This window comes from Rahnella laticis (assembly GCF_015644585.1).
GTDB lineage: Bacteria > Pseudomonadota > Gammaproteobacteria > Enterobacterales > Enterobacteriaceae > Rahnella > Rahnella laticis.
Genome location: NZ_JADOBI010000005.1, coordinates 332,775 through 355,432, shown reverse-complemented (window position 1 = coordinate 355,432; position 22,658 = coordinate 332,775). Strand labels below are relative to the sequence as shown.

Here is a 22,658-nt window from a genome sequence, read left to right as displayed (position 1 = left end):
GGAATATCACATGAAATTCAGTGAACTCTGGTTGCGTGAGTGGGTAAACCCAGCCATCAGCAGCGAAGCATTATCCGACCAAATCACCATGGCCGGCCTGGAAGTCGATGGCGTTGAACCTGTCGCGGGCGCTTTTAACGGCGTTGTAGTGGGCGAAGTGGTCGAATGTGGCCAGCATCCGAATGCAGACAAACTGCGTGTAACGAAAGTAAACGTAGGCGGCGATCGTCTGCTGGACATCGTTTGTGGAGCACCAAACTGCCGTCAGGGCCTTAAGGTTGCCGTCGCCACAGTGGGCGCAGTATTGCCGGGTGATTTCAAAATCAAGGCAGCCAAACTGCGTGGCGAACCGTCTGAAGGCATGCTGTGCTCTTTCTCTGAGCTGGCGATTTCGGATGATCACGATGGCATCATCGAGTTACCGCTGGATGCGCCTGTGGGCACCGATATTCGTGAATTCCTGAAACTGGACGACACGACTATTGAAATCAGCGTGACGCCAAACCGTGCGGATTGCCTGGGTATTCTGGGCGTGGCGCGTGACGTTGCGGTGATTAACCAGCTCCCGCTGGTTGAGCCGGAAATGAATCCGGTTAAAGCCACTATTGATACGGCTATTTCTATCGATGTTCAGGCTCCTCAGGCTTGTCCGCGTTATCTGGGTCGCGTAGTCAAAGGCATCAACGTTAAGGCGCCTACGCCATTGTGGATGCGTGAAAAACTGCGTCGCTGCGGTACGCGTTCAATCGATGCCGTCGTGGATATCACCAACTATGTGCTGCTTGAACTCGGTCAGCCAATGCACGCCTTCGACCTGAACCGTATCGACGGCGGTATCGTTGTGCGTATGGCGAAAAAAGATGAAGCGCTGACTCTGCTTGATGGCACTGAAGCTAAACTGAACGAAGACACGCTGGTGATCGCCGATCACGGCAAAGCACTGGCGATGGCCGGTATTTTTGGTGGCGAACATTCTGGTGTGAACGACGAAACTCAGGACGTGCTGCTGGAATCTGCATTTTTTGCTCCGCTGTCTATCACCGGCCGCGCGCGCCGTCAGGGTCTGCACACCGACGCGTCGCACCGTTATGAACGTGGCGTTGATCCGCAGCTGCAATTCAAGGCCATCGAACGCGCAACCGCGTTACTGCTGAGCATTTGTGGTGGCGAAGCGGGTCCGGTTATCGATGTAACGTCAGAAGCCGATTTGCCGAAAGCCGCAACCATTACCCTGCGTCGCGAAAAACTGGATCGCCTGATTGGCCATCACGTTGAAGATGCGCAGGTAACTGACATTCTGACCCGTCTGGGTTGCCTGGTTCAGCATAAAGGCGATCACTGGGTGGCTGTCGCACCGAGCTGGCGCTTTGACATGCAAATTGAAGAAGATCTGGTGGAAGAAGTTGCCCGTGTCTACGGTTACAACAACATTCCTGATGTCCCGGTGAAAGCCAGCCTGGTGATGACCAAACACCGTGAAGCTAACCTGTCGCTGAAACGTGTGAAAAATCTTCTGGTTGACCGTGGTTTCCAGGAAGCGATTACCTACAGTTTCGTTGATCCTAAAGTGCAGGCATTACTTCATCCGGGCGAAGACGCGCTGATTTTGCCAAGTCCGATTTCTGTCGAAATGTCGGCAATGCGTCTTTCTCTGTGGTCTGGTCTGCTGACTGCGGTAGTCAATAACCAAAATCGTCAGCAAAGTCGCGTGCGCATATTTGAAAGCGGCCTGCGCTTTGTGCCTGATACTCAAGCCGATTTGGGTATCCGTCAGGACGTCATGCTATCTGGTGTGATCTCCGGAACGAAAAATGAAGAGCATTGGGATCTGGCGCGTCAGGCAGTTGACTACTACGATTTGAAAGGTGATCTTGAGGCTATTCTTGAGCTTACCGGCAAAATGAACGATGTACAGTTCAAGGTTGAAGCAAATCCTGCACTGCACCCTGGGCAGAGCGCAGCGATTTATTTACGCGGCGAACGTATTGGTTTCATTGGTGTAGTACACCCGGAACTGGAACGTAAACTCGATCTCAATGGCCGTACTGTTGTCTTCGAACTGTTATGGAATAAGGTCGCAGACCGCGTACTGCCTGATGCGAAAGAGATTTCCCGCTTCCCGGCGAACCGTCGTGACATCGCTGTTGTTGTGGCTGAAAACGTGCCCGCAGACGATATTTTGGCAGAGTGCAAGAAAGTTGGCGCAAATCAGGTAGTTGGCGTAAACTTGTTTGATGTGTACCGTGGCAAGGGCGTAGCTGAGGGTTATAAGAGCCTGGCTATCAGTCTGGTGTTGCAGGATACCGCCCGTACACTGGAAGAAGAGGAGATCGCCGCTACCGTTGCAAAATGCGTAGAGGCTCTAAAACAGCGATTCCAAGCATCCTTGAGGGATTGAACCTATGGCGCTTACTAAAGCTGAAATGTCAGAACACCTGTTTGAGAAGCTCGGGCTGAGCAAACGGGATGCCAAAGACCTTGTTGAAATATTTTTCGAAGAAGTCCGTCGTGCTTTGGAAAATGGCGAGCAAGTAAAACTGTCTGGCTTTGGCAACTTTGATCTGCGTGACAAAAACCAACGTCCGGGACGTAACCCGAAAACCGGCGAAGATATTCCGATCACGGCGCGTCGTGTGGTGACTTTCCGTCCGGGACAGAAATTGAAAAGTCGTGTTGAGAATGCCACTCCGAAAGAATAAGTAAAATCATCAAAAAGGCCGCGAAAGCGGCCTTTTTTTTGCCCATTTTTTGTGATCACATTCACATAAGTCCGTAGGGTGATTTTACGCTTTTAAGTTATTAGCACGTAAAGTGAAAAGATAGTGTTAAAGGGGTGGGCGCTTCAGGATTAGTCTGATAGATTAAATTTCAAGGCCGGAAGGGAGCGTAATTATTAATTGGTGTGTAAACGATGATAATTAAAAAGGGGCCGAAGCCCCTTAAGTGAAATAACTCAGTATATTCAGGTTAAAATGCGCACGCATTTATTCTCCCGACAAGTGACCTGAAAATATAAGAGTCAGATTAGAATATTAAATTAATGGTTGTAGAACATACGCGGTCCACCAGGGCCACCGCCGCCATGACCACCACCGTGACCGCCACCACCAGGGCCCCAGAACGGCGGGAATAAACAGCCACTGAGGCTGACGACGACCAGAGCTACGCTAAATAAAGCTAAAATACGACGCATAAAAGACATCCTTTGTTTGAATAAACAAGGCGAGTATAAAGAGATCGCAACAACGTTGTTGTCAGACTTACGTTAAGATTTGTTAGAGTCGTAATAAGATTTGAATAGATAATAATCTTCATCCTGTTGAGTTATTTCAATCAGGATATATTTGTATTTTTATTGTAAGGGCTCGGCAAGTTATCCGAAAATACGCTTATTTCTCATATTCACTTCTATTCCCTGCTGATATAAAAAACACGTCATAAAAAATAAAGAAGGCGTGACTATCGTGAAAAAATCTCTCTTATTGCTTTGTTGTGCACTGGCATTGCCTGTGATCGCGCAGGCAAATGTTTCTATTGACGTTAACGTCCCTGGCGTAACGCTCCACCTCGGGGATCAGGATCAGCGCGGCTACTACTGGGATGGCTATGACTGGCGTCCACCACAGTGGTGGCACGAGCATCAGGGTCATCATTACGGTGACCGTAATGAGCATGGCATGTACTGGCATGGCGATCGCTGGGATTCCAAACCGCCGCAGCGCAGGCACTCGAACCCACCGCCAAGGCCGCAGCCACAGCCACATAATCAGGGCCGTCCAAACGGCGATGATCACCGTGGCAACAACAACGGTCATCCTGGCGGCAACGGCCAGCAGGGCGGTCATAACGATCAACATAATGATCAACACGGGAACGGTCAGCCGATCCCGCCGGACGGTCATCAGGGGCATTAATCCCCCCGTAAACGAAAAATACGTCCTAAGCCGGTGCTCAGTCACCGGCTTTTTTCATTTCTGCTTCCCTGTTGTGGAGCTAACTGCCTAATATCGGTAGGATAGTAAAATTCCAGCCACCGGAATTCAGCCTCAGGAATCCGATATTTATGCCTGTCCCGCAGACTTTTTCTGCTCTCGAACACCAGCAAAAATCACGCGACCGTCTCTGGCTCTCCGGGCTGAGCATATTGCTGCTGATGATTGGTGTGCTAAGCCTGAGTGCGGGTGAGCGCTGGCTCTGGCCGGATCAATGGCTGAGCAGCGAGGCGCGTCTTTTCATCTGGCAGCTGCGTCTGCCCCGTGCGATTGCGGTGATTCTGGTCGGCGCAAGCCTGGCTGTTGCCGGATCGGTTATGCAGTCGCTGTTTGAAAACCCGCTGGCAGAACCCGGTTTGCTTGGCGTTGCAAACGGCGCGGGCGTAGCGCTGGTTTTTTGTGTGATGCTCAGTCACGGATTTATGCCGGTCTGGGTCATGAGTATCGCGGCCGTTGCTGGTGCGCTGATTGTGACGGCTTTTCTTTTGTATGTTGCGCGAAAACGCCTGCTGACTAATGCGCGGATGCTGCTGGTTGGTGTCGCGATTGGGATTGTGTGCAGTGCGCTCATGACATGGGCGATTTATTTCAGTGACAACCTCGATCTGCGCCAGCTGATGTACTGGATGATGGGCGGATTTGGTGGCGTGGACTGGAATCAGATCTGGCTGGGCGCGATGCTGCTGCCGGTTCTCCTGTGGCTTATCTTTCAGGGAAAGGTGCTCAATTTACTTTCCCTGGGTACGCAACAGGCGCAGCAACTGGGGATATCCCTCCGCGCCTGGCGGTTTATTCTGGTTCTTTCGGTCGGCTGGATGGTGGGCATCAGCGTAGCGCTGGCCGGGGTGATCGGTTTTATCGGGCTGGTCATTCCACATATTCTCCGGCTTTGCGGGATCACCGATCAGCGCCGTTTGTTGCCGGCCTGCGCCCTGAGCGGAGCGGCAGTTTTGCTGCTGGCCGATGTTATCGCGCGCATTGGTTTATATGCGGCTGAGCTGCCCGTCGGGGTTGTGACCGCCACGCTCGGCGCTCCGGTGTTTATCTGGCTGCTGGTCAGAAACGGACAAATCCGCTGATCCTTTCTGAAGGGTCGGCTATGCTCTTCCTTTACCTAACCCACAAAACTCAGGACTAAACGATGAGTAACACTATTTTTGATATCTCCCTGAAAACTATCGATGGCGAAACAACGACTTTAGGCGCTTACAAAGGTTCGGTACTTATGGTCGTTAACGTGGCGTCGCAGTGTGGCCTGACCAAGCAGTACGAAGGGCTGGAAAGCCTTTATCAGGAATTACATCCGGAAGGTTTTGAAGTTCTTGGGTTCCCGTGCAACGAGTTTGGTGCGCAGGAACCGGGCACAGAAGATGAAATCAAAACCTTTTGCACCACGAATTTTGGCGTGAAATTCCCGATGTTCAGCAAAATTGACGTTAACGGCGATCATCGTCATCCGCTGTATTCCGCGCTGATCGCTGCCCGTCCGGAAGCCGTTAAACCGAAAGACAGCGCGTTTTACGAACGTCTGGCCAGCAAAGGTCGTGAACCTGTTAAGCCGGAAAATATCCTGTGGAATTTTGAAAAATTCCTGATTGGGCGCGACGGCACTGTGCTTGGGCGTTTCGCGCCGGACATGACGCCGGAAGATCCGCTGCTGACCGGTGCCATTAAAGCCGCACTGACAAAATAGTCCATTGTTGATAAAAGAGCAGGGAACGCAGATGCTGGAATGTCGTGAGGTGAGTGTGAGCGGGCGTCTTCGTGCGTTTAGCGCGCGAGTTTCGTCCGGTAGCCGGATCCACCTTATCGGCCCGAACGGGGCGGGAAAAAGTACCCTGCTGGCCCGGCTGGCGGGGATTTCCGGTTCTGACGGTGACGTTTTTATCGGCGGGGAAAACCTGACAGAAATCTCAGGGCCGCGGCTGGCACGTCTGCGTGCATGGCTTTGTCAGCAGCTGACGCCTGCGTCGCTGATGCCGGTCTTTCAGTATCTGTCATTGCACCAGCCGCCGGGCGCTTCCCCGGCTCTTTTAGAAAATACGATTGGCCGGTTGTGTGATGCGTTACAGCTCAGCGATAAACTTTCACGGCCTGTAACGCATCTTTCAGGCGGAGAATGGCAACGCGTCAGGCTGGCCGCAGTATTATTGCAGGTCTGGCCGGAGGTTAATCCTGACAGTCAGTTACTGTTTCTCGATGAACCGGCAAACAGTCTGGATGTTGCTCAGCAGCAGGCACTTGATCAGCTTCTGGCTGAGTTTTGTGCCGCAGGGCGTTCCGTTATCGTCAGTGATCATGACCTGAACCATACTTTGCATCACGCGCATCAGGTCTGGTTGATGTCGGCGGGCGAAGTGGTCGCTGCAGGTGAATGTTCGGAGGTTATGCAGGCAGAAGCACTTTCTGCGGTATATAAAGTTCCCTTTCAGATACATGCTCTGGCAGGGCGTCGCTGGATAATGACAACACCGACATTAATCTGAGTTTAATGAATAGCGCTTTAATTATATAATTATTGAGTTTTCAACATTGGCGGCGTGCTTATATTGTTCATAAAAAATACAGTGGTCATTTTTTTTCCATAAAGTTCATTTTTTTAATTGAAAAATGAATAATGTAACTTTCTGTTATTGAAAGGTTTTGTTTTTTCTGCTTGTTTATTCTCACTCCATTTACTTTCTGTTTAACTTCACAAAACTGGAAAATCCTTAAGGTTAAATTAAGCTTAAACCGACATCATAAGAGTCATAATTTCAGGGCAGCGTTTACTTACGGTTAAATAAATGCGGTCTAAAGTCGGTATGAGTTAATTACCTTTTGGGATAGCGTAATGGAAAACTTTTTGCCTTTCTCCCGCCCGTCGATGGGTGATGAAGAGATTGAGGCTGTGGGGCAGGTTTTGCGCTCCGGTTGGATCACCACCGGGCCGCAGACACACCAGCTCGAACAGGATTTTTCTGCAGCTTTCGGTTGTAAGCACGCGATAGCGGTCAGTTCCGCGACCGGCGGTATGCACGTAGCGTTGATGGCGCTGGGTATTGGTCCCGGCGATGAAGTCATTACTCCTTCCCAGACCTGGGTTTCCACCCTAAACATGATTGTTCTGCTTGGTGCAGAACCGGTCATGATTGATGTGGATCCCGATACCCTGATGGTCAGCGCAGAAGCCGTTGCGGCGGGCATCACACCGAAAACCAAAGCGATTATTCCTGTCCACTACGCGGGCGCGCCTTTAGATCTTGATCCTATTTATGCCGTGGCAAATCAGCACGGTATTCCGGTGATTGAAGATGCTGCGCATGCCGCAGGCACGCGTTACCGTGATCGCTGGATTGGCGCGCAGGGGACCGCTATTTTCTCCTTCCACGCCATCAAGAACATGACCTGCGCCGAAGGCGGTCTTATTGCGACCGATGACGACGCGCTGGCTGATAAAGTCCGTGCACTGAAATTCCACGGTCTGGCTGTCGATGCGTTTGACCGTCAGGTTCAGGGCCGCAAACCGCAGGCGGAAGTGATTGAACCGGGTTTCAAATACAACCTTTCCGATATTCACGCTTCTATTGCCGTTGTTCAGCTTAAGCGGCTGACGGAAATCAACGCCCGCCGTACCGAACTGGCGCAGCGTTATCTCGATAAATTGCAGGGTTCTCCTTTCCTGCCGATGGGCATTCCGGCGTATCCGCATCTGCATGCGTGGCATTTATTCATGATCCGCGTGGATAAAGAACGCTGCGGGATCACCCGTGATGCGCTGATGGAACGCCTGAAAGAGCAGGGCATCGGAACAGGTTTGCATTTCCGTGCCGCCCATACTCAAAAATATTACCGCGAACGCTATCCTGACCTGAGCTTGCCAAACAGCGAATGGAATACCGATCGTTTATGCAGTCTGCCGCTGTTCCCGGATATGCAGGACAGCGATGTTGACCGTGTTGTCGCGGCTCTTTTTTCCCTTCTGGAGGCGCAGTAGTGGCGCAATATGAACCTATTCGTAAAGTCTCGGTAGTTATCCCGGTCTATAACGAAGAAGAAAGTCTGCCGGCGTTGCTGTCCCGGACGCAGGCCGCGTGTAAACAATTAACGCAACAATACGAAATTATTCTGGTCGACGACGGGAGTGCGGATCGTTCCGCCGATATGCTCACCGTGGCCGCTGAAGAAGCGGACAGCCATATTATTGCGGTTTTACTTAACCGTAATTACGGCCAGCACTCTGCAATCATGGCTGGTTTCAGTCATGTTACGGGGGATCTGGTGATTACGCTGGACGCTGACCTGCAAAACCCGCCGGAAGAAATTCCGCGCCTTGTGGCGAAAGCCGATGAAGGTTACGACGTCGTCGGTACCGTTCGCGCAAACCGCCGTGATTCCTGGTTCCGCAAAACTGCTTCTAAAATGATCAACATGATGATCCAGCGTGCGACCGGTAAATCGATGGGCGATTACGGCTGTATGCTGCGCGCTTACCGCCGTCACATCATCGAAGCCATGTTGCACTGCCACGAGCGCAGCACGTTTATTCCTATTCTGGCGAATACCTTCGCCCGCAAAACGGTAGAAATTCCGGTTCAGCATTCCGAACGCGAATTTGGTGATTCCAAATACAGCCTGATGAAACTGATCAACCTGATGTATGACCTGATCACCTGTCTGACCACAACACCGCTGCGCATGCTCAGCGTAGTAGGCAGCGTGATTGCCATCTTCGGTTTCCTGCTGGCCGTGTTCCTGATTTTAATGCGCCTCATCAACGGCCCCGAATGGGCGGCTGAAGGTGTGTTCACGCTATTTGCATTGTTATTCATGTTTATCGGTGCGCAGTTTGTCGGTATGGGTTTACTCGGTGAATACATCGGGCGTATCTACAACGATGTTCGTGCACGTCCCCGTTATTTCGTTCAAAAAGTCGTCGGAGTTCGTTCCGAAGAAAACAGTCAGGAAGAAGAGTGATGAAAGCGATTGTATTTGCCTACCATGATATTGGTTGCGTTGGTTTACAGGCTTTAGTTGATGCAGGCTACGACGTACAGGCAGTCTTTACCCATACTGATGCCCCGAATGAAAATCAGTTTTTCTCTTCAGTTGCCCGTGTGGGTGCTGATCTCAATCTGCCTGTTTATGCGCCGGAAGATGTTAACCATCCGCTGTGGGTTGACCGCATCCGAGCCTTGCAGCCTGATGTGATTTTCTCTTTCTACTACCGCAACATGCTGAGCGAAGAGATTTTATCTCTCGCGCCGCGCGGTGGCTTTAACCTGCATGGTTCTCTGTTGCCACGCTACCGTGGCCGCGCTCCGGTGAACTGGGCGCTGCTGAATGGCGAAACAGAAACGGGCGTTACTTTGCACAAAATGGTGAAACGTCCTGATGCGGGCGACATCGTTGGCCAGCAGAAAGTCGCGATTACCGCGGATGATACGGCGCTGAAACTGCACGCCAAAGTGCGTGAAGCGGCGAAAGAGTTGCTGACTAAACTGCTGCCGGAAATGAAAGCCGGTAAAATCAGCCTGACGCCACAAGACGAAACGCAGGCGAGCTATTTTGGACGTCGCACTGCGGCTGACGGTGAAATTCACTGGCACAAATCTGCCACAGAAATTAACAACCTGATCCGCGCCGTGACCGAACCTTATCCGGGTGCGTTTTCATTCCTGGGTCAGCGTAAGCTGACTATCTGGCGTGCGCGTCCGCTGTCGACTCAGCATGACAAACAGCCGGGCACCGTGCTTTCTTCTGATCCGCTGACCATCGCCTGTGGCGAAGGCGCGCTGGAAGTGCTGGCAGGGCAGAGCGAAAATGGTCTGTATGTACAGGGTTCCCGTCTGGCGCTTGAACTGGGCATTATGCCGGACATGCGCGTTGCCACGCTGCCAACGGCCGTGATGAAACGCCGTACCCGCGTTCTGATTTTGGGTGTGAACGGCTTTATCGGTAACCACCTGAGCGAACGTCTGCTGCGTGAAGATCGTTATGAAATTTACGGTCTGGATATCAGCTCTGACGCGGTCAGCCGCTTCATGGATAACCCGCACTTCCACTTTGTTGAAGGCGATATCAGCATCCATTCCGAGTGGATCGAATATCACATTAAAAAATGTGACGTCGTATTGCCGCTGGTGGCCATCGCAACGCCAATCGAATATACCCGCAACCCGCTGCGCGTATTCGAACTGGATTTCGAAGAAAACCTGAAGATTGTCCGCGACTGCGTGAAATACAAAAAACGCATTATCTTCCCGTCCACGTCTGAAGTTTACGGCATGTGCGATGACAAAGAGTTTGATGAAGATAACTCACGTCTGATCGTCGGCCCGATCAACAAACAGCGCTGGATTTACTCTGTGTCCAAGCAACTGCTGGACCGCGTAATCTGGGCTTACGGGGCGAAAGAAGGGCTAAAATTCACCCTGTTCCGTCCGTTTAACTGGATGGGACCTCGTCTCGATAACCTGGATGCAGCACGTATCGGCAGCTCACGCGCCATCACTCAGCTGATCCTCAATCTGGTAGAAGGTTCACCGATTAAACTGGTGGACGGCGGCGAGCAGAAACGCTGCTTCACTGATATCAATGACGGTATCGAAGCGCTGTTCCGCATTATCGAAAACCGCGACAACCTGTGCGACGGCCAGATCATCAACATCGGTAATCCAACCAACGAAGCAAGCATTCGTGAGCTGGCCGAAATGTTGCTGAGCAGCTTCGAAGCCCACCCGTTGCGCGCACAGTTCCCGCCTTTTGCCGGTTTCAATCTGGTCGAAAGCAGCACGTATTACGGCAAAGGCTATCAGGACGTTGAGCACCGCACGCCAAGCATCAAAAATGCGCGCCGTCTGCTGAACTGGAAACCGGAAATCGGCATGGATAAAACCGTCGCTGATACGCTCGATTTCTTCCTGCGTTCTGTCAATCCTGATGCTGACAAAGCCTGAAACGGTGTCTGTGATGAAGAAAGTGGGTCTGCGCATTGATGTAGATACCTGGAGTGGCACCCGCGAGGGTGTCCCTCAGCTTCTGCAAGTCCTGTCGAAACATAACATTACCGCCAGTTTCTTCTTCAGCGTTGGGCCGGATAACATGGGGCGCCACTTGTGGCGCCTGCTTAAACCGCGCTTTTTGTGGAAGATGCTTCGCTCCAATGCCGCCTCGCTTTATGGCTGGGATATCCTGCTTGCCGGTACCGCGTGGCCGGGAAAACTCATCGCCCGCGACCTGGGTTATCTGATGAAAGAAACCGCCAAGCGCGGCCATGAAGTCGGTTTGCACGCCTGGGATCATCAGGGCTGGCAGGCAAAAGTGGGTAAATGGTCGGAGCAACAGCTTGAGCAGCAAATTAAGCTGGGGCTGGATGCACTGGAAAAAAGCCTGGGTCATGATGTGGAATGTTCAGCCGTTGCTGGATGGCGCGCCGATGAACGCGTGATTGAGGTCAAAGAGCGGTTCCATTTTTACTACAACAGCGACTGTCGTGGGAAATATCCTTTCCTGCCGGTGCTGGAAAACGGCACGCTGGGCACGGTGCAGATTCCGGTGACGTTACCCACTTACGATGAAGTGGCAGGTGGCGAAATCAATGCGGACAACTTCAATGTTTTTATCCTCAACGCCATTATTGAGGATCAGGGTGTGCCGGTTTACACCATTCATGCAGAAGTTGAAGGTATGTCACTGGCTGCCCAGTTCGATGAGTTATTGATTCGGGCTGCCGCGCAGGGGATTCAGTTCTGTGCGTTGGGCGATTTGTTGCCTCAGGACCTCAGCACGTTGCCAAAAGGCAAAGTGGTTCGTGCCAGTTTCCCGGGTCGGGAAGGCTGGTTAGGCTGTCAGCAAGAAGGTTTTTCCTGATGTCTAAATCCCTTAAAGGCGTATGGAGCACCTTAATTTTGGTGTTCTTTGCCCTGGTTTATCTTGTTCCTCTTAATTCCCGCCTGTTATGGCAGCCCGATGAAACCCGTTATGCCGAGATCAGCCGCGAAATGTTACAGCGCGGCGACTGGGTTGTGCCGCATCTTCTGGGTTTACGCTATTTTGAAAAACCGGTGGCCGGTTACTGGTTTAACAACATCAGCCAGATGATTTTTGGTGACAGCAATTTCGCTGTTCGCTTTGGTTCAGTATTCAGCACCTTACTGAGCGCCTTGCTGGTCTTCTGGCTGGCGAATCTGATGTGGCGTAACCGCCAGACGGCGTACATTGCCACGCTGATTTACCTTTCCTTCACACTGGTATTCAGTATCGGTACGTACAGCGTGATGGATCCGATGATCACGTTGTGGATGACCGCCGCGATGGTTGCCAGCTATTTCTGTCTGCGGGTTTCCGGAACACGGCAAAAAGCGCTGAGCTGGATTGCGCTGGGGCTGGCCTGTGGTATGGGCTTTATGACCAAAGGTTTTCTGGCGCTCGCGTTACCGGTGATTGCGGTTCTGCCGATTGTCTGGCGTGAGAAACGGTTCAAAACCCTGTTTGGCTGGGGCCCGCTGGCGATTGTGGCTGCGGTGGTACTCAGCCTGCCATGGGTGCTGGCTATTGCCCGTGAGGCACCGGATTTCTGGCGCTACTTCTTCTGGGTTGAGCATATTCAGCGTTTTGCCGAATCCAATGCGCAACACAAAGCGCCGTTCTGGTACTACGTGCCGGTATTGTTGCTGGGTGCTTTGCCATGGCTTGGGCTGCTGCCGGGCGCTTTACGCGATGGCTGGACGAAACGTGTGCTGCGTCCTGAATTATTCTTCCTGCTGAGCTGGACGATCATGCCGCTGATTTTCTTCAGCGTAGCGAAGGGTAAATTACCGACGTACATACTGCCGTGTTTCGCGCCACTGGCCTTACTGATGGCCGATCATCTGGATCAGATCCGTCAGTCCGGAAAATTACGGGCGCTGAAAGCCAATGGCACCATTAACATCGTTTTCGGCGTGCTGATGGCGGTCGCGGTTCTGGTGATCTCCGGCATTTTACCGCTGCATGTTAAAGCCGTGTTCACCCGCGCCGAATTGCCCCGCGCGCTGATTGGTATTCTGTGCTTTGCCGTGTGGGCGCTGGCCGGTGCGATGTCGCTGACTGACGTGAAAAAACGCTGGTACTGGGCGGCTGCATGTCCGCTGGTGCTGGCACTTCTGGTCGGGCAGGCGATCCCGCAAAAAGTCATGGACTCCAAGCAACCACAAGGGTTCATTGGCAAAAATATTGCGATGTTGCAGGACAGCCGTTTTGTGCTGTCAGATAATGTGGGGATTGCAACCGGTTTAGCCTGGGTTCTGAAACGCGACGATATCATCATGTTTGGTGAAAAGGGTGAGCTGGAATATGGCCTGAGTTATCCTGATGCGAAGTCAAAATTTGTCGATTCCGCGGACTTCCCGGAATGGTTACAAAAAGCACGTCAGGAAGGAAATGTTTCTGTGATCCTCAGACTTGATAGAAATGCAGGTATCTCCGGCAAACTCCCGCCGGCTGACCAGACGGTGCAGATTGAACGTCAGGCGCTGCTGTTCTACAAAAAACTTCCATGACCGGATTCCTTCTGGTTCTTGCCGTAAGCATTATTACCTGTGCCGGTCAGCTTTGTCAGAAGCAGGCGGCACAGGTCGCGGGTGACGGTGTTGCCCGCGTCTTACGCTGGCTCGGGCTGGCGGTATTGTTGCTCGGCATCGCGATGTTGTTATGGTTGCGCGTGTTGCAGCTTCTGCCGCTGAGCCTGGCTTACCCGATGCTCAGCCTGAATTTTGTTCTGATCACGCTCTGTGCCCGCTGGTTTTTCAGGGAGTATGTTGACGCCCGCCACTGGTGTGGCGTGGCGCTGATCATGGCCGGTATTGCACTGATGAGTGTCAGCTTATGAAAGGGTATCTGTGGGGCGGGGCGAGCGTTCTGCTGGTGACGGCGGCGCAGTTGCTGATGAAATGGGGCATGGTGCAGATCCCGTGGGTTTCACTGGCTGAGCTCAATATTGCTTTTATTCTCAGCCATTTAAACCCGCTGATTGCCGTCTTTTTGGGGCTTTGCGGGTATGCGTTTTCGATGGGCTGCTGGTTCTTTGCATTACGTTATTTGCCGCTGAACCGGGCTTATACCTTACTGAGTTTGAGCTATGCGCTGGTGTATATCGCGGCGGTTACATTGCCGTGGTTCAATGAAAGCATCAGCTTAACCAAAACGATTGGCGGACTGCTGATCTTATCCGGTGTCTGGTTAATTCACAGCAAACCGGTAAAAGACGTCCATTAAAAACGGCTTTAAACGATAAAAAACATTATTAAATATTGGATGACGGATAAAATAGCGCTAAATTCTATTAGTTCTTAGATAACGGCGACTTATCCGGTCCGCGCAAATTCCCGCGTCTGACCCTGCCGTGATGCAATTCAAGAAGGAATGCACTATGCGCTGGTCATCCGTATCCATGTATTCCCTGCTGGCTGTTGCTGCGCTGATTCTTAACGGCTGTAGCAGCCACGCGCCACCGCCAAGCGGACGTTTCGCCGATTCTATTACTGTTGTCGCAGAGCTTAACGATCAGCTTAGTCAGTGGCACGGCGCGCCTTATCGCTACGGCGGATTGCAGCCCAGCGGCGTCGACTGTTCCGGTTTTGTCTTCCGCACCTATCGCGATAGGTTTGGTGTCGTTCTGCCGCGTACCACGGCCGATCAGACCAAAATCGGCACCAAGGTTTCACGTGATGAACTCCTTCCCGGCGATCTGGTTTTCTTTAAAACCGGCAGCGGCGAAAATGGATTACACGTCGGTATTTATGATACTGCCGACCAGTTTATTCACGCCTCGACCAGCCAGGGCGTAACGCGTTCCTCTCTCGATAATGTTTACTGGCGCAAAGTTTACTGGCAGGCACGACGCATCTGACACCCCGCATTAAATAAACTATCCCCTGATTTCGCTGCGTATTTCATCCTGATTTTTGCTGTTATTATCGGAACAGACTTTTTCAGGATGAATATGCAATGAAACCTCTCAGACTCTTACTTTCCGACTCTTACGATCCCTGGTTCAATCTGGCCGTGGAAGACTGTATTTTTCGTGAGATGACGACGCAGCGTGTTCTTTTCTTATGGCGAAACGCCGAAACCGTGGTTATTGGTCAGGCGCAAAATCCATGGAAAGAATGCAATACGCGCAGGATGGAAGAAGACGGCATTCGTCTGGCGCGCCGCAGCAGCGGTGGCGGGGCGGTCTTCCACGATCTGGGCAATACCTGTTTTACGTTTATGGCAGGCAAACCGGAATACGATAAAAGTGTCTCGACCGGTATTATTCTTAATGCGCTAAAAAGCCTGGGCATTGATGCCAGCGCATCCGGTCGCAACGATTTGGTTGTTCAGACTGCCGGAGGTGAAAGAAAAATTTCCGGCTCAGCTTACCGTGAAACGGCCGACCGCGGTTTCCACCACGGCACGCTGCTGCTCAATGCTGACCTGAGCCGTCTGGCAAACTACCTTAATCCGGATATTAAAAAGCTACAGGCAAAAGGCATCACGTCTGTCCGTTCGCGGGTAGCAAACCTCAATGAATTTGTTCCGGATATTAATCACGAGCAAATCTGTCAGGCCGTGACTGCCGCATTTTTCGAATGGTATGGCACCAGCGTCGAACCTGAAATTATCTCTCCTGACGTTTTCCCGGATATTCCCGGTTTTCCGGAACGGTTTGCTAAACAAAGCAGCTGGGAATGGAATTTCGGCAAAGCGCCGGCGTTCAGCCATTTACTCAATGAACGCTTTGTCTGGGGCGGAGTGGACATCCATTTTGACGTTGAAAAAGGCGCCATCAGCCGGGCGCAGATTTTTACCGACAGCCTGAATCCAGCGCCTTTGCTGGCGCTGGCTGATGCACTGGTGGGAACGCGTTACCATGCGCAGGATGTCGCACTGACCTGTCAGGAAATCACCGCACAATACCCGGCAATGCAGGCTGAGCTTGGTGAGCTGCAAATCTGGCTGGTGCGCTGTATCCGCTAAACCCAGATAACCGGAACCCGTTTCTGCCGCAAAAAAGGGTTCCGGTAAACTCGTCAATGCCTCTCCGTCTCTAATGCCCCTTCTTTTATCCATGATACAGCAGACATATTTGAAATAATCTCTGGTTTATTATTGCGTTAGAAAGTCAACCGGGTTTCCGAACCGCACGTTATTCTTGCTGCTGATACTTGCGCAACATTTCATAAGCCACTATAACCATTAGATAAAATATTAAGTAACATGCTTAATTGTGCGATTGCACAATTAATAATCAAAATTTTGTCAAAATATGTCTGATAGCGCTCACAGACTGTGTTGCGCGTTTGCACCACTGACGATAAGATTAGTCCGAAAGCCCCTTTCTGACCGAAAGACGCCTCAAAACGAAGGCGCAAAAGGGACATACATTCTTACATTTTTTGATCTCTCTGCCGTTCGCGAGATCAGTGCTCGACCCTTGAATCCGGCTAGGTTCTTTCTTGATATCAATTTCTCTAATATTTCGGTGACGCCTCGGGGCTCCGGTATCTTTATGATCTGATTGATAGTCAAAAAAGTTATTAATCAATTCGCAGTGCCGTTGATGTTTTGGACAAAAATGAAAATACAATTCGATACGGCGTTTAACAGCAGCTATCTGTGCCAGCCGGTTTACTCAATCGAAGGGAAGTTACTCGCGATAGAATTAGTGTGTCGTTTTTCCAGCGCAGACAGCAAGCTAATCATGCCAACAGAGCTTGTACTGAATTTGCTCACTCAGACGCAGCTGCAACGTTTTCTGAATGAGCAACAAATTTGGGCTAATGAACATGCCCGTTGGTTTTGTGATAACCAGGTAATTTTAAATATCGGCGTGGAAGAAAAGCAGGTGGCGTTATTGCTCGAGGATGAAAATCTCCGCGATGCTTTTAAGGCACATCCTTTTATTCATCTGAATCTGAGCGAATCATTTCCGCAACTCTCTGAAGGCCGGAAAAACCCTCAGCTGATGGCGCTGAAGCAGCACTTTCCCTTATGGCTTGAAAACTTTGGCTCAGGGAACGTCACGATGGCACCTGTTTTCGATCACCTTTTTCAGTGGGTGAAACTGGACAAAAATCTGTTCTGGCAGCTTTTCGAGGGCGAACATTTCGCCATTGTTATGCCGTCGCTCCTGAGAAATGTTAACCGGTTTTGCCGCAATATTGTGGTGGATGGCCTGGACAGTCAGGCCTACTTTGATGCGTTGCGTAAAACCGACGTGCAGGGGATGAAAGGTTTGCTTTGGCCGGGTGTGGAACCGGCAGAGCTGGATAATCTGCTTGTCCGGCCCGCCCAATTTCATTAATCGGTAACTTCAGTTCTGGTGCCATGATCCCGGTCAGCGCCTGCTGCACCGGGATTTTTCATTTCCGCGCTCCGCAATCTCCCTGTTATTACTCCGTGTTAATCACCGCGATGCCGCCCTACACTAAAGAAAAGGGGGATTTATGCCGCAATTCGAACATCATTACGCAGACCAGTTACCCGGTTTTTATACCGCGCTTCAGCCCACGCCGCTGAAGGGCGCGCGCCTTCTGTACCACAGTGAACCGCTGGCCCGCGAGTTGGGGCTGGATGACACTCTCTTTAACGCTGAGCACCGGGAATTCTGGTGCGGTGAGAAATTCTTTCCCGGCATGTTGCCGCTGGCGCAGGTTTATAGCGGCCATCAGTTTGGGCAATGGGCCGGACAACTGGGCGACGGTCGCGGGATTTTACTTGGTGAACAGGTTTTGCCTTCAGGACAGCGTTTTGACTGGCATCTGAAAGGCGCGGGTGTGACGCCTTATTCACGCATGGGCGATGGCCGCGCCGTGCTGCGCTCGGTGATCCGTGAGTTTCTGGCGTCCGAAGCACTTCATCATTTATCGGTGCCGACAACCCGCGCGTTGTCGATTGTGACCAGCGACGAGCCTGTATTTCGTGAACAGCCAGAACGCGGCGCAATGCTGATGCGCGTAGCGGAAAGCCACATTCGTTTCGGCCATTTCGAACATTTCTATTACCGTAAACAGCCCGAACAGGTGAAACAACTGGCGGATTACGTGATCGCCCATCACTGGCCGCAGTTGCCGGAAAGTGAGCCGGACGAGGCGCGGCGTTACCAGCAATGGTTCTCCGAGGTGGTTGAGCGAACCGCCGCGCTGATTGCGCAGTGGCAAAGTATCGGGTTTGCGCACGGCGTGATGAACACCGATAACATGTCGGTTCTCGGCCTGACCATTGACTTCGGTCCTTACGGTTTTCTGGACGACTATCAGCCAGGGTACATCTGCAATCACTCTGACCATCAGGGACGCTACAGCTACGATAACCAGCCCGCGGTGGCGTACTGGAATCTTCACCGGCTGGCGCAAACGCTGTCCGGCCTGATGAGCACCGAACAATTGCAGGCAGCGCTGGGCTGCTACGAACCGGCGCTGATGAAAGCCTACGGGGCGCTGATGCGCGGTAAGCTGGGCTTTTTCACGGAAGATAAACGGGATAACGATTTGCTGACCGGATTGCTCAGCCTGATGGCGAAAGAAGGCAGGGATTTCACGCAGACTTTCCGGCTGCTCAGCCATGTGGAACAGCAACAGGCGCAATCTCCATTACGCGATGAATTCATTGATCGCGCGGCGTTTGACAGCTGGTATCAGTCCTATCGCGAGCGTTTGCAGACGGAAAATATCGACGATGCCACCCGCCAGCAGGCCATGAAGCAAAGTAATCCGCGGATTATTTTGCGAAATTATCTGGCGCAGCAGGTGATTGAAAAGGCGGAAAAAGACGATATCAGTGCGCTGACACAGCTGCATCAGGCGCTTCGCGACCCCTACAGCGATGCTCCGCAACACGATGCCATGGCGGCATTACCGCCGGACTGGGGAAAACATTTGGAAATTTCCTGCTCCAGCTGACACGCAGTTAAAAAATGCCACAAACCCGAAACGGTGTTGTGGCATTTTTGTTTTGAGGCCGTGTTTACTGGCGCAGAAAAACTTGCGGCAAAGCGGTTTCCGGATGCGGGCAGACGTTCAGATCGGCCTGATACCAGCGGCTTAGCGTTTCTTCGCTCAGCACTTCAGCCGGTGTTCCGCTGGCGACAACTTTACCGCTGTGCAGCAAAATTATCCTGTCAGCATACAGCGCCGCCAGATTGAGATCGTGCAGCACGCAGCACACCGACAATGGTGTTTTCAGGGTCAGCTCGCGCAGCAGGCGCAATGCATGTTGCTGATGGTATAAATCGAGCGCCGACGTCGGTTCATCCAGAAAAAGCCAGCGCGGGGCAGGTGCCGGTTGCCAGAGTTGGATCAGAACGCGTGCAAGCTGCACCCGCTGCTGCTCGCCGCCTGACAAATGGCGGTAATCGCGTTCTGCCAGCGTCATACAACCGGTCTGCTGCATCACTTCGTTCAGTGCATGTTGCATATTTTGCTGGCCGTGCGGCGAGCGTCCGAGCGTCAGCACTTCACGCACGCTGAAACCGAACGCCATCGTACTGTTCTGGCGCATCACCGCGCGGGTGCGGGCGAGATCCTTCGATGTCCAGTCGGCCAGCCGTTTTCCCTGTAACGTACAATGCCCGGACTGCGGCGTCAGATAACCTGTCAGCATGCGCATCAGCGTGGATTTCCCCGCGCCGTTTGGCCCGATCAGCGCGACCATTTCGCCGCTTTTCAGGCTGAGTGACACGTCGTCAATTAAGCGACGCCCCCCGGCGGAATAGGACAGATTTTCCGCAACCAGCAATGAAGTGAGATCAGACATTGCGCGGCACTCCGGGACGTAAAATTAACCATAAGAAATACGGGCCACCCAACAGACTGGTCAGCAGGCCCACCGGCATTTCAGCCGGTGCGACCAGCGTTCTTGCCAGTGTGTCGGCCAGTAACAGCAGGCAGGCTCCGGCCATGGCTGATCCCGGTAACAACCAGCGATGGTCCGCACCCAGCCGCATGCGTAGCAGGTGAGGAATCACCAGACCGATAAAGCCGATAACACCGGAAACTGCGACTGCAGCGCCTACCAGCAGCGCACTCAGAAGCAATAATTGCAGCTGCGTGCGGCGGACGTTAACCCCAAGGTAATGCGCATCTTCCTCACCGAGCTGCAAAATATTCAGGCGACGCGCCATGAATAATGTCGCCACGCAGGCGGGCAGAATTAACGATGCGGCAACCGCCAGCGTTGGCCATTGCGCCTGTCCGAGGCTGCCCATGCTCCACAAAGAAAACTGGCGCAGCTGCTGGTCATCGCTGACGTAAGTCAGAACCCCAACCGCCGCGCCACATAAGGCATTAATGGCAATCCCGGCGAGAAGTAAACGCGACAATCCGCCATGCCCGAAACGGCTCAGCGCAAACACGATGGCCGAAATCGCCAGGCTTCCCGCAAAGGCGCTGATCATGTGACCGTAGAGTGCCAGAATCGGCGGCAGCGAAAGCGGCATGACAATAGTCAGCGCCACGGCCAGCGCCGCGCCGCTGCTGATCCCAAGCAAACCCGGATCCGCCAGCGGGTTGCGAAACAAACCCTGCATCACGGCACCGGAACAGGCCAGTGCGCAGCCGACCACCACGGCCAGCAGCACGCGGGGCAGACGTACGGTCAGCCAGATTTGCCATAACCCGTCGTCAAAAGGCCGCGTTAACAAAGTACGCAGCGACAACGCCATCGCGCCGGTATTGGCTGCCAGAATAGCCAGTACCAGCAGAGCACCACCGAGGCCGATCAGCGCCCAGACAGGAGAACGGCGTCGGGACGGCATTGGGGGGCTCATGCTGCTCATTTCGCTTGTTCCGCCGCCTGACGCAGTTTTGCCATAACGACCGGTGTTTGCAGGCCAAAGCCCAGCAGGGACATATCATCAAGCACTAAAATGCGCTTGTTTTTGCCTGCCGGCGTCATGGCAACCCCCGGTAATTTCCAGACCTGATCCATGCCACCCAGCGTTTTCACGCCGTCGGAGGTCAGCAATAAAATGTCCGGAGCGCTGGCAATGACGCCTTCCTGCGAAAGAGGGCGATAACGGCTGAAGCCCTGCATGGCATTTTTCGCACCCACGGACGTGATCATCGCGTCCGCCGCCGTATTCTGGCCTGCTGCCATAGACGACATTCCGCCGTGGCTCATGACAAACAGAATTTTTACCGGCAAAGCATCGTGATGGATGGCATCAAGCTGAGAACGGTACGTCGCAATCAGCTTTGCACCTTCCGCCTGACGGTTGAGCGCGCCTGCAATCACTTCAATCTTTTTAGGTACGGTATCGACAGAAGCTGTGCCCGGCACGCGAATGACCTTCACGCCGTTTTGCGCCAGTTGCTGTAAAACCAGTGAAGGTTCTGCCAGCTCGCTGCTCAGCACCATCGAAGGGCGCATGGAGAGGATCCCTTCGGTGTTGAGCTGGCGCATATAACCGACATCCGGCAGTTTCAGTACCGCCTGCGGACGCAGGCTGGTGCTGTCGCGTGCCACCATTTCTTCGCCTGCCCCGAGGGCATAGACAATTTCGGTCACATCGCCGCCAATGCTGACCAGTTTCTCTGCGGCGTGGAGCACGGGTGCAGACAAAATTGCCGCAGCGGCAATCAGCGCTTTCAGAGGTGTTTTCATGCGGCAACGCCTTCGCTGCTCAGTTGTGCCAGTTGTTCGCGCCACTGGGTCTGTTCTGCCGTGCCTTCAGTACGCTGGCCGTACAGTTGGGCAATTTGCGTGCCGTCTGCGGCAAATAATTCCAGGCTGGTGACAAAGCCGTCTTTGGTCGGTTTACGGGTGATCCAGCTTTCTGCGATGGCGCTTTCCACCAGATGAAGGGTGAAGCGTTCGTTGAAAACGTTAATCCATTCGCCGTGCGGCATCACTTTTTCAATCTGGCCGGTGAAGATTTGCACGCAACCGCGGTTGCCAACGAAAATCATAATTTCATTCTGATCATCTTTTGCGATGTTCAGCAAACGGGTCAGTGAACCGTTTTCGACACGCCATGCCAGATCGTCGCCTACTGCTTTGAAAGCCTGCTGGCGGGTGACATCATGGCGTTTGAGAAGCTGGAAGAACTGGTGAACATCCGTCATTGCGCGCCAGTCAGCATCGATACTGCTGGTATCGGAAGCGCTGGCCGGAGCCACAGGCGTGACCGGCTCAATCTGCAGCGGAGGATTGACATCAGTTTTGTATTGGGCAATCAGCGCGTCCCAGGCTGCCATGTCGGTTTCGTCGGTGTTATACACTTTATGAACCGCGTCGCCGTGTGCATCAAAGAACTGAATACTGTGGCGCACGCCGCGGGCTGTGTTTTCAGACATGCTGAAAACGTGCAGCCAGTGCTGAAGGAAAAGACGTAAATCCAGCGCGCGCGGATTCAGGATTAACCCCGCATGGCCGCTGAGATGCTGGTTTTCATAGCGCCCTTGCTGTTCGTGAACAGCATAATCGTTGCGGGTGATGGATTTTGTCCCGCCCACATTTTCCAGTGCGGCCAGCAATGTACGGGCATCGACATCCAGTTTCACTGCATCATGCGAAACGCGTAAAGACGTTAACTCGGCTTCACTGATACCTAAAATTCCCGCCAGATCGCGGGCATATTTACCGGGATTGGCTTCTTTGGCCTGTAAATAGTCCTGATAGTGAACTGAATGCATTGCTGTCTCCTCGTTGTCTTAACGTCAT

General features: G+C 52.6%; 22 protein-coding genes. 17 read left to right on the top strand and 5 right to left on the bottom strand.

The features are described 5' to 3' along the window. Positions 1–10 precede the first annotated feature (10 nt). Together pheT and ihfA are read left to right on the top strand one after the other, a co-directional pair. The gene (gene pheT / locus IV433_RS13540; RefSeq protein WP_195814431.1) at positions 11–2,398 is read left to right on the top strand and encodes a phenylalanine--tRNA ligase subunit beta; all 2,388 of its coding nucleotides are present in this window, start codon (positions 11–13) and stop codon (positions 2,396–2,398) included. A 4-nt stretch (positions 2,399–2,402) separates the two neighbouring features. Continuing rightward, the gene (ihfA, locus tag IV433_RS13535; RefSeq protein WP_004089944.1) at positions 2,403–2,699 is read left to right on the top strand and encodes an integration host factor subunit alpha; all 297 of its coding nucleotides are present in this window, start codon (positions 2,403–2,405) and stop codon (positions 2,697–2,699) included. Between the two features lie 338 nt (positions 2,700–3,037). On the opposite strand, the gene IV433_RS13530 is transcribed toward ihfA, so the two are convergent. Beyond that, positions 3,038–3,193, bottom strand: a complete 156-nt coding sequence (locus tag IV433_RS13530) for a hypothetical protein (RefSeq protein WP_165056879.1) — start codon at positions 3,191–3,193, stop codon at positions 3,038–3,040. A gap of 271 nt (positions 3,194–3,464) precedes the next feature. On the opposite strand from IV433_RS13530, the gene IV433_RS13525 reads away from it, so the two are divergent. The 15 genes from IV433_RS13525 (at position 3,465) to IV433_RS13455 (ending at position 18,898) form a co-directional block, all read left to right on the top strand. Further along, on the top strand, positions 3,465–3,914 hold the full coding sequence (locus IV433_RS13525; RefSeq protein ID WP_195814432.1) for a DUF2502 domain-containing protein: 450 nt from the start codon (positions 3,465–3,467) through the stop codon (positions 3,912–3,914). A 149-nt stretch (positions 3,915–4,063) separates the two neighbouring features. Continuing rightward, positions 4,064–5,071, top strand: coding sequence for a vitamin B12 ABC transporter permease BtuC (gene btuC / locus IV433_RS13520; protein WP_195814433.1), 1,008 nt, complete (start codon positions 4,064–4,066; stop codon positions 5,069–5,071). Between the two features lie 62 nt (positions 5,072–5,133). Further along, positions 5,134–5,685, top strand: coding sequence for a glutathione peroxidase (locus tag IV433_RS13515; protein ID WP_195814434.1), 552 nt, complete (start codon positions 5,134–5,136; stop codon positions 5,683–5,685). Positions 5,686–5,716: 31 nt separating this feature from the next. Then, positions 5,717–6,478, top strand: coding sequence for a vitamin B12 ABC transporter ATP-binding protein BtuD (btuD, locus tag IV433_RS13510; RefSeq protein WP_195814435.1), 762 nt, complete (start codon positions 5,717–5,719; stop codon positions 6,476–6,478). Positions 6,479–6,825: 347 nt separating this feature from the next. Then, the gene (gene arnB, locus IV433_RS13505) at positions 6,826–7,968 is read left to right on the top strand and encodes a UDP-4-amino-4-deoxy-L-arabinose aminotransferase (protein WP_195814436.1); all 1,143 of its coding nucleotides are present in this window, start codon (positions 6,826–6,828) and stop codon (positions 7,966–7,968) included. Next, the gene (gene arnC / locus IV433_RS13500) at positions 7,968–8,948 is read left to right on the top strand and encodes an undecaprenyl-phosphate 4-deoxy-4-formamido-L-arabinose transferase (protein WP_152325699.1); all 981 of its coding nucleotides are present in this window, start codon (positions 7,968–7,970) and stop codon (positions 8,946–8,948) included. Before arnB ends, arnC begins: the two co-directional genes overlap by 1 nt. Beyond that, a complete protein-coding gene (gene arnA, locus IV433_RS13495) occupies positions 8,948–10,930 on the top strand; it encodes a bifunctional UDP-4-amino-4-deoxy-L-arabinose formyltransferase/UDP-glucuronic acid oxidase ArnA (RefSeq protein ID WP_195814437.1) in 1,983 nt (660 codons plus the stop codon). Before arnC ends, arnA begins: the two co-directional genes overlap by 1 nt. 13 nt (positions 10,931–10,943) lie before the next feature. After that, a complete protein-coding gene (gene arnD, locus IV433_RS13490; protein ID WP_195814438.1) occupies positions 10,944–11,843 on the top strand; it encodes a 4-deoxy-4-formamido-L-arabinose-phosphoundecaprenol deformylase in 900 nt (299 codons plus the stop codon). After that, positions 11,843–13,513, top strand: coding sequence for a lipid IV(A) 4-amino-4-deoxy-L-arabinosyltransferase (arnT, locus tag IV433_RS13485; RefSeq protein ID WP_195814439.1), 1,671 nt, complete (start codon positions 11,843–11,845; stop codon positions 13,511–13,513). The genes arnD and arnT overlap by 1 nt, the downstream gene beginning before the upstream one ends. Further along, on the top strand, positions 13,510–13,842 hold the full coding sequence (gene arnE / locus IV433_RS13480) for a 4-amino-4-deoxy-L-arabinose-phosphoundecaprenol flippase subunit ArnE (protein WP_195814440.1): 333 nt from the start codon (positions 13,510–13,512) through the stop codon (positions 13,840–13,842). Before arnT ends, arnE begins: the two co-directional genes overlap by 4 nt. Continuing rightward, positions 13,839–14,228 carry a 4-amino-4-deoxy-L-arabinose-phosphoundecaprenol flippase subunit ArnF gene (gene arnF / locus IV433_RS13475; protein WP_195814441.1) on the top strand — a complete coding sequence of 130 codons (390 nt, stop codon included), beginning with the start codon at positions 13,839–13,841 and terminating at the stop codon, positions 14,226–14,228. The genes arnE and arnF overlap by 4 nt, the downstream gene beginning before the upstream one ends. 154 nt (positions 14,229–14,382) lie before the next feature. Further along, a complete protein-coding gene (locus IV433_RS13470; protein WP_082465713.1) occupies positions 14,383–14,862 on the top strand; it encodes an NlpC/P60 family protein in 480 nt (159 codons plus the stop codon). 98 nt (positions 14,863–14,960) lie between these two features. Next, complete coding sequence (locus IV433_RS13465; RefSeq protein ID WP_195814442.1) at positions 14,961–15,974, top strand: lipoate--protein ligase A; 1,014 nt, start codon at positions 14,961–14,963, stop codon at positions 15,972–15,974. A gap of 541 nt (positions 15,975–16,515) precedes the next feature. Next, complete coding sequence (locus IV433_RS13460) at positions 16,516–17,301, top strand: EAL domain-containing protein (protein ID WP_229893368.1); 786 nt, start codon at positions 16,516–16,518, stop codon at positions 17,299–17,301. A 142-nt stretch (positions 17,302–17,443) separates the two neighbouring features. Beyond that, positions 17,444–18,898, top strand: coding sequence for a protein adenylyltransferase SelO (locus IV433_RS13455; protein ID WP_195814443.1), 1,455 nt, complete (start codon positions 17,444–17,446; stop codon positions 18,896–18,898). Between the two features lie 64 nt (positions 18,899–18,962). Here the strand turns inward: IV433_RS13455 and IV433_RS13450 are convergent, their stop codons facing one another. The 4 genes from IV433_RS13450 to IV433_RS13435 are packed head-to-tail and all read right to left on the bottom strand — an operon-like array spanning position 18,963 to position 22,630. Next, positions 18,963–19,751 (bottom strand): heme ABC transporter ATP-binding protein, encoded by a 789-nt coding sequence (locus IV433_RS13450; protein WP_195814444.1) that lies wholly within the window; start codon positions 19,749–19,751, stop codon positions 18,963–18,965. Continuing rightward, positions 19,744–20,772 (bottom strand): FecCD family ABC transporter permease, encoded by a 1,029-nt coding sequence (locus IV433_RS13445; protein WP_370530258.1) that lies wholly within the window; start codon positions 20,770–20,772, stop codon positions 19,744–19,746. Before IV433_RS13445 ends, IV433_RS13450 begins: the two co-directional genes overlap by 8 nt. Further along, positions 20,769–21,599 carry a heme/hemin ABC transporter substrate-binding protein gene (locus IV433_RS13440; RefSeq protein ID WP_195814445.1) on the bottom strand — a complete coding sequence of 277 codons (831 nt, stop codon included), beginning with the start codon at positions 21,597–21,599 and terminating at the stop codon, positions 20,769–20,771. Before IV433_RS13440 ends, IV433_RS13445 begins: the two co-directional genes overlap by 4 nt. Further along, positions 21,596–22,630, bottom strand: coding sequence for a hemin-degrading factor (locus tag IV433_RS13435; protein ID WP_195814446.1), 1,035 nt, complete (start codon positions 22,628–22,630; stop codon positions 21,596–21,598). Before IV433_RS13435 ends, IV433_RS13440 begins: the two co-directional genes overlap by 4 nt. Between the last annotated feature and the right edge of the window lie 28 nt (positions 22,631–22,658).

Coding starts and splice junctions, on each gene's coding strand:
- pheT (WP_195814431.1), top strand. CDS start 11: ATGAAATTCAGTGAACTCTGGTTGCGTGAGTGGGTAAACCCAGCCATC.
- ihfA (WP_004089944.1), top strand. CDS start 2,403: ATGGCGCTTACTAAAGCTGAAATGTCAGAACACCTGTTTGAGAAGCTC.
- IV433_RS13530 (WP_165056879.1), bottom strand. CDS start 3,193: ATGCGTCGTATTTTAGCTTTATTTAGCGTAGCTCTGGTCGTCGTCAGC.
- btuC (WP_195814433.1), top strand. CDS start 4,064: ATGCCTGTCCCGCAGACTTTTTCTGCTCTCGAACACCAGCAAAAATCA.
- IV433_RS13515 (WP_195814434.1), top strand. CDS start 5,134: ATGAGTAACACTATTTTTGATATCTCCCTGAAAACTATCGATGGCGAA.
- btuD (WP_195814435.1), top strand. CDS start 5,717: ATGCTGGAATGTCGTGAGGTGAGTGTGAGCGGGCGTCTTCGTGCGTTT.
- arnB (WP_195814436.1), top strand. CDS start 6,826: ATGGAAAACTTTTTGCCTTTCTCCCGCCCGTCGATGGGTGATGAAGAG.
- arnA (WP_195814437.1), top strand. CDS start 8,948: ATGAAAGCGATTGTATTTGCCTACCATGATATTGGTTGCGTTGGTTTA.
- arnD (WP_195814438.1), top strand. CDS start 10,944: ATGAAGAAAGTGGGTCTGCGCATTGATGTAGATACCTGGAGTGGCACC.
- arnT (WP_195814439.1), top strand. CDS start 11,843: ATGTCTAAATCCCTTAAAGGCGTATGGAGCACCTTAATTTTGGTGTTC.
- arnE (WP_195814440.1), top strand. CDS start 13,510: ATGACCGGATTCCTTCTGGTTCTTGCCGTAAGCATTATTACCTGTGCC.
- arnF (WP_195814441.1), top strand. CDS start 13,839: ATGAAAGGGTATCTGTGGGGCGGGGCGAGCGTTCTGCTGGTGACGGCG.
- IV433_RS13470 (WP_082465713.1), top strand. CDS start 14,383: ATGCGCTGGTCATCCGTATCCATGTATTCCCTGCTGGCTGTTGCTGCG.
- IV433_RS13465 (WP_195814442.1), top strand. CDS start 14,961: ATGAAACCTCTCAGACTCTTACTTTCCGACTCTTACGATCCCTGGTTC.
- IV433_RS13455 (WP_195814443.1), top strand. CDS start 17,444: ATGCCGCAATTCGAACATCATTACGCAGACCAGTTACCCGGTTTTTAT.
- IV433_RS13450 (WP_195814444.1), bottom strand. CDS start 19,751: ATGTCTGATCTCACTTCATTGCTGGTTGCGGAAAATCTGTCCTATTCC.
- IV433_RS13445 (WP_370530258.1), bottom strand. CDS start 20,772: ATGAGCAGCATGAGCCCCCCAATGCCGTCCCGACGCCGTTCTCCTGTC.
- IV433_RS13440 (WP_195814445.1), bottom strand. CDS start 21,599: ATGAAAACACCTCTGAAAGCGCTGATTGCCGCTGCGGCAATTTTGTCT.
- IV433_RS13435 (WP_195814446.1), bottom strand. CDS start 22,630: ATGCATTCAGTTCACTATCAGGACTATTTACAGGCCAAAGAAGCCAAT.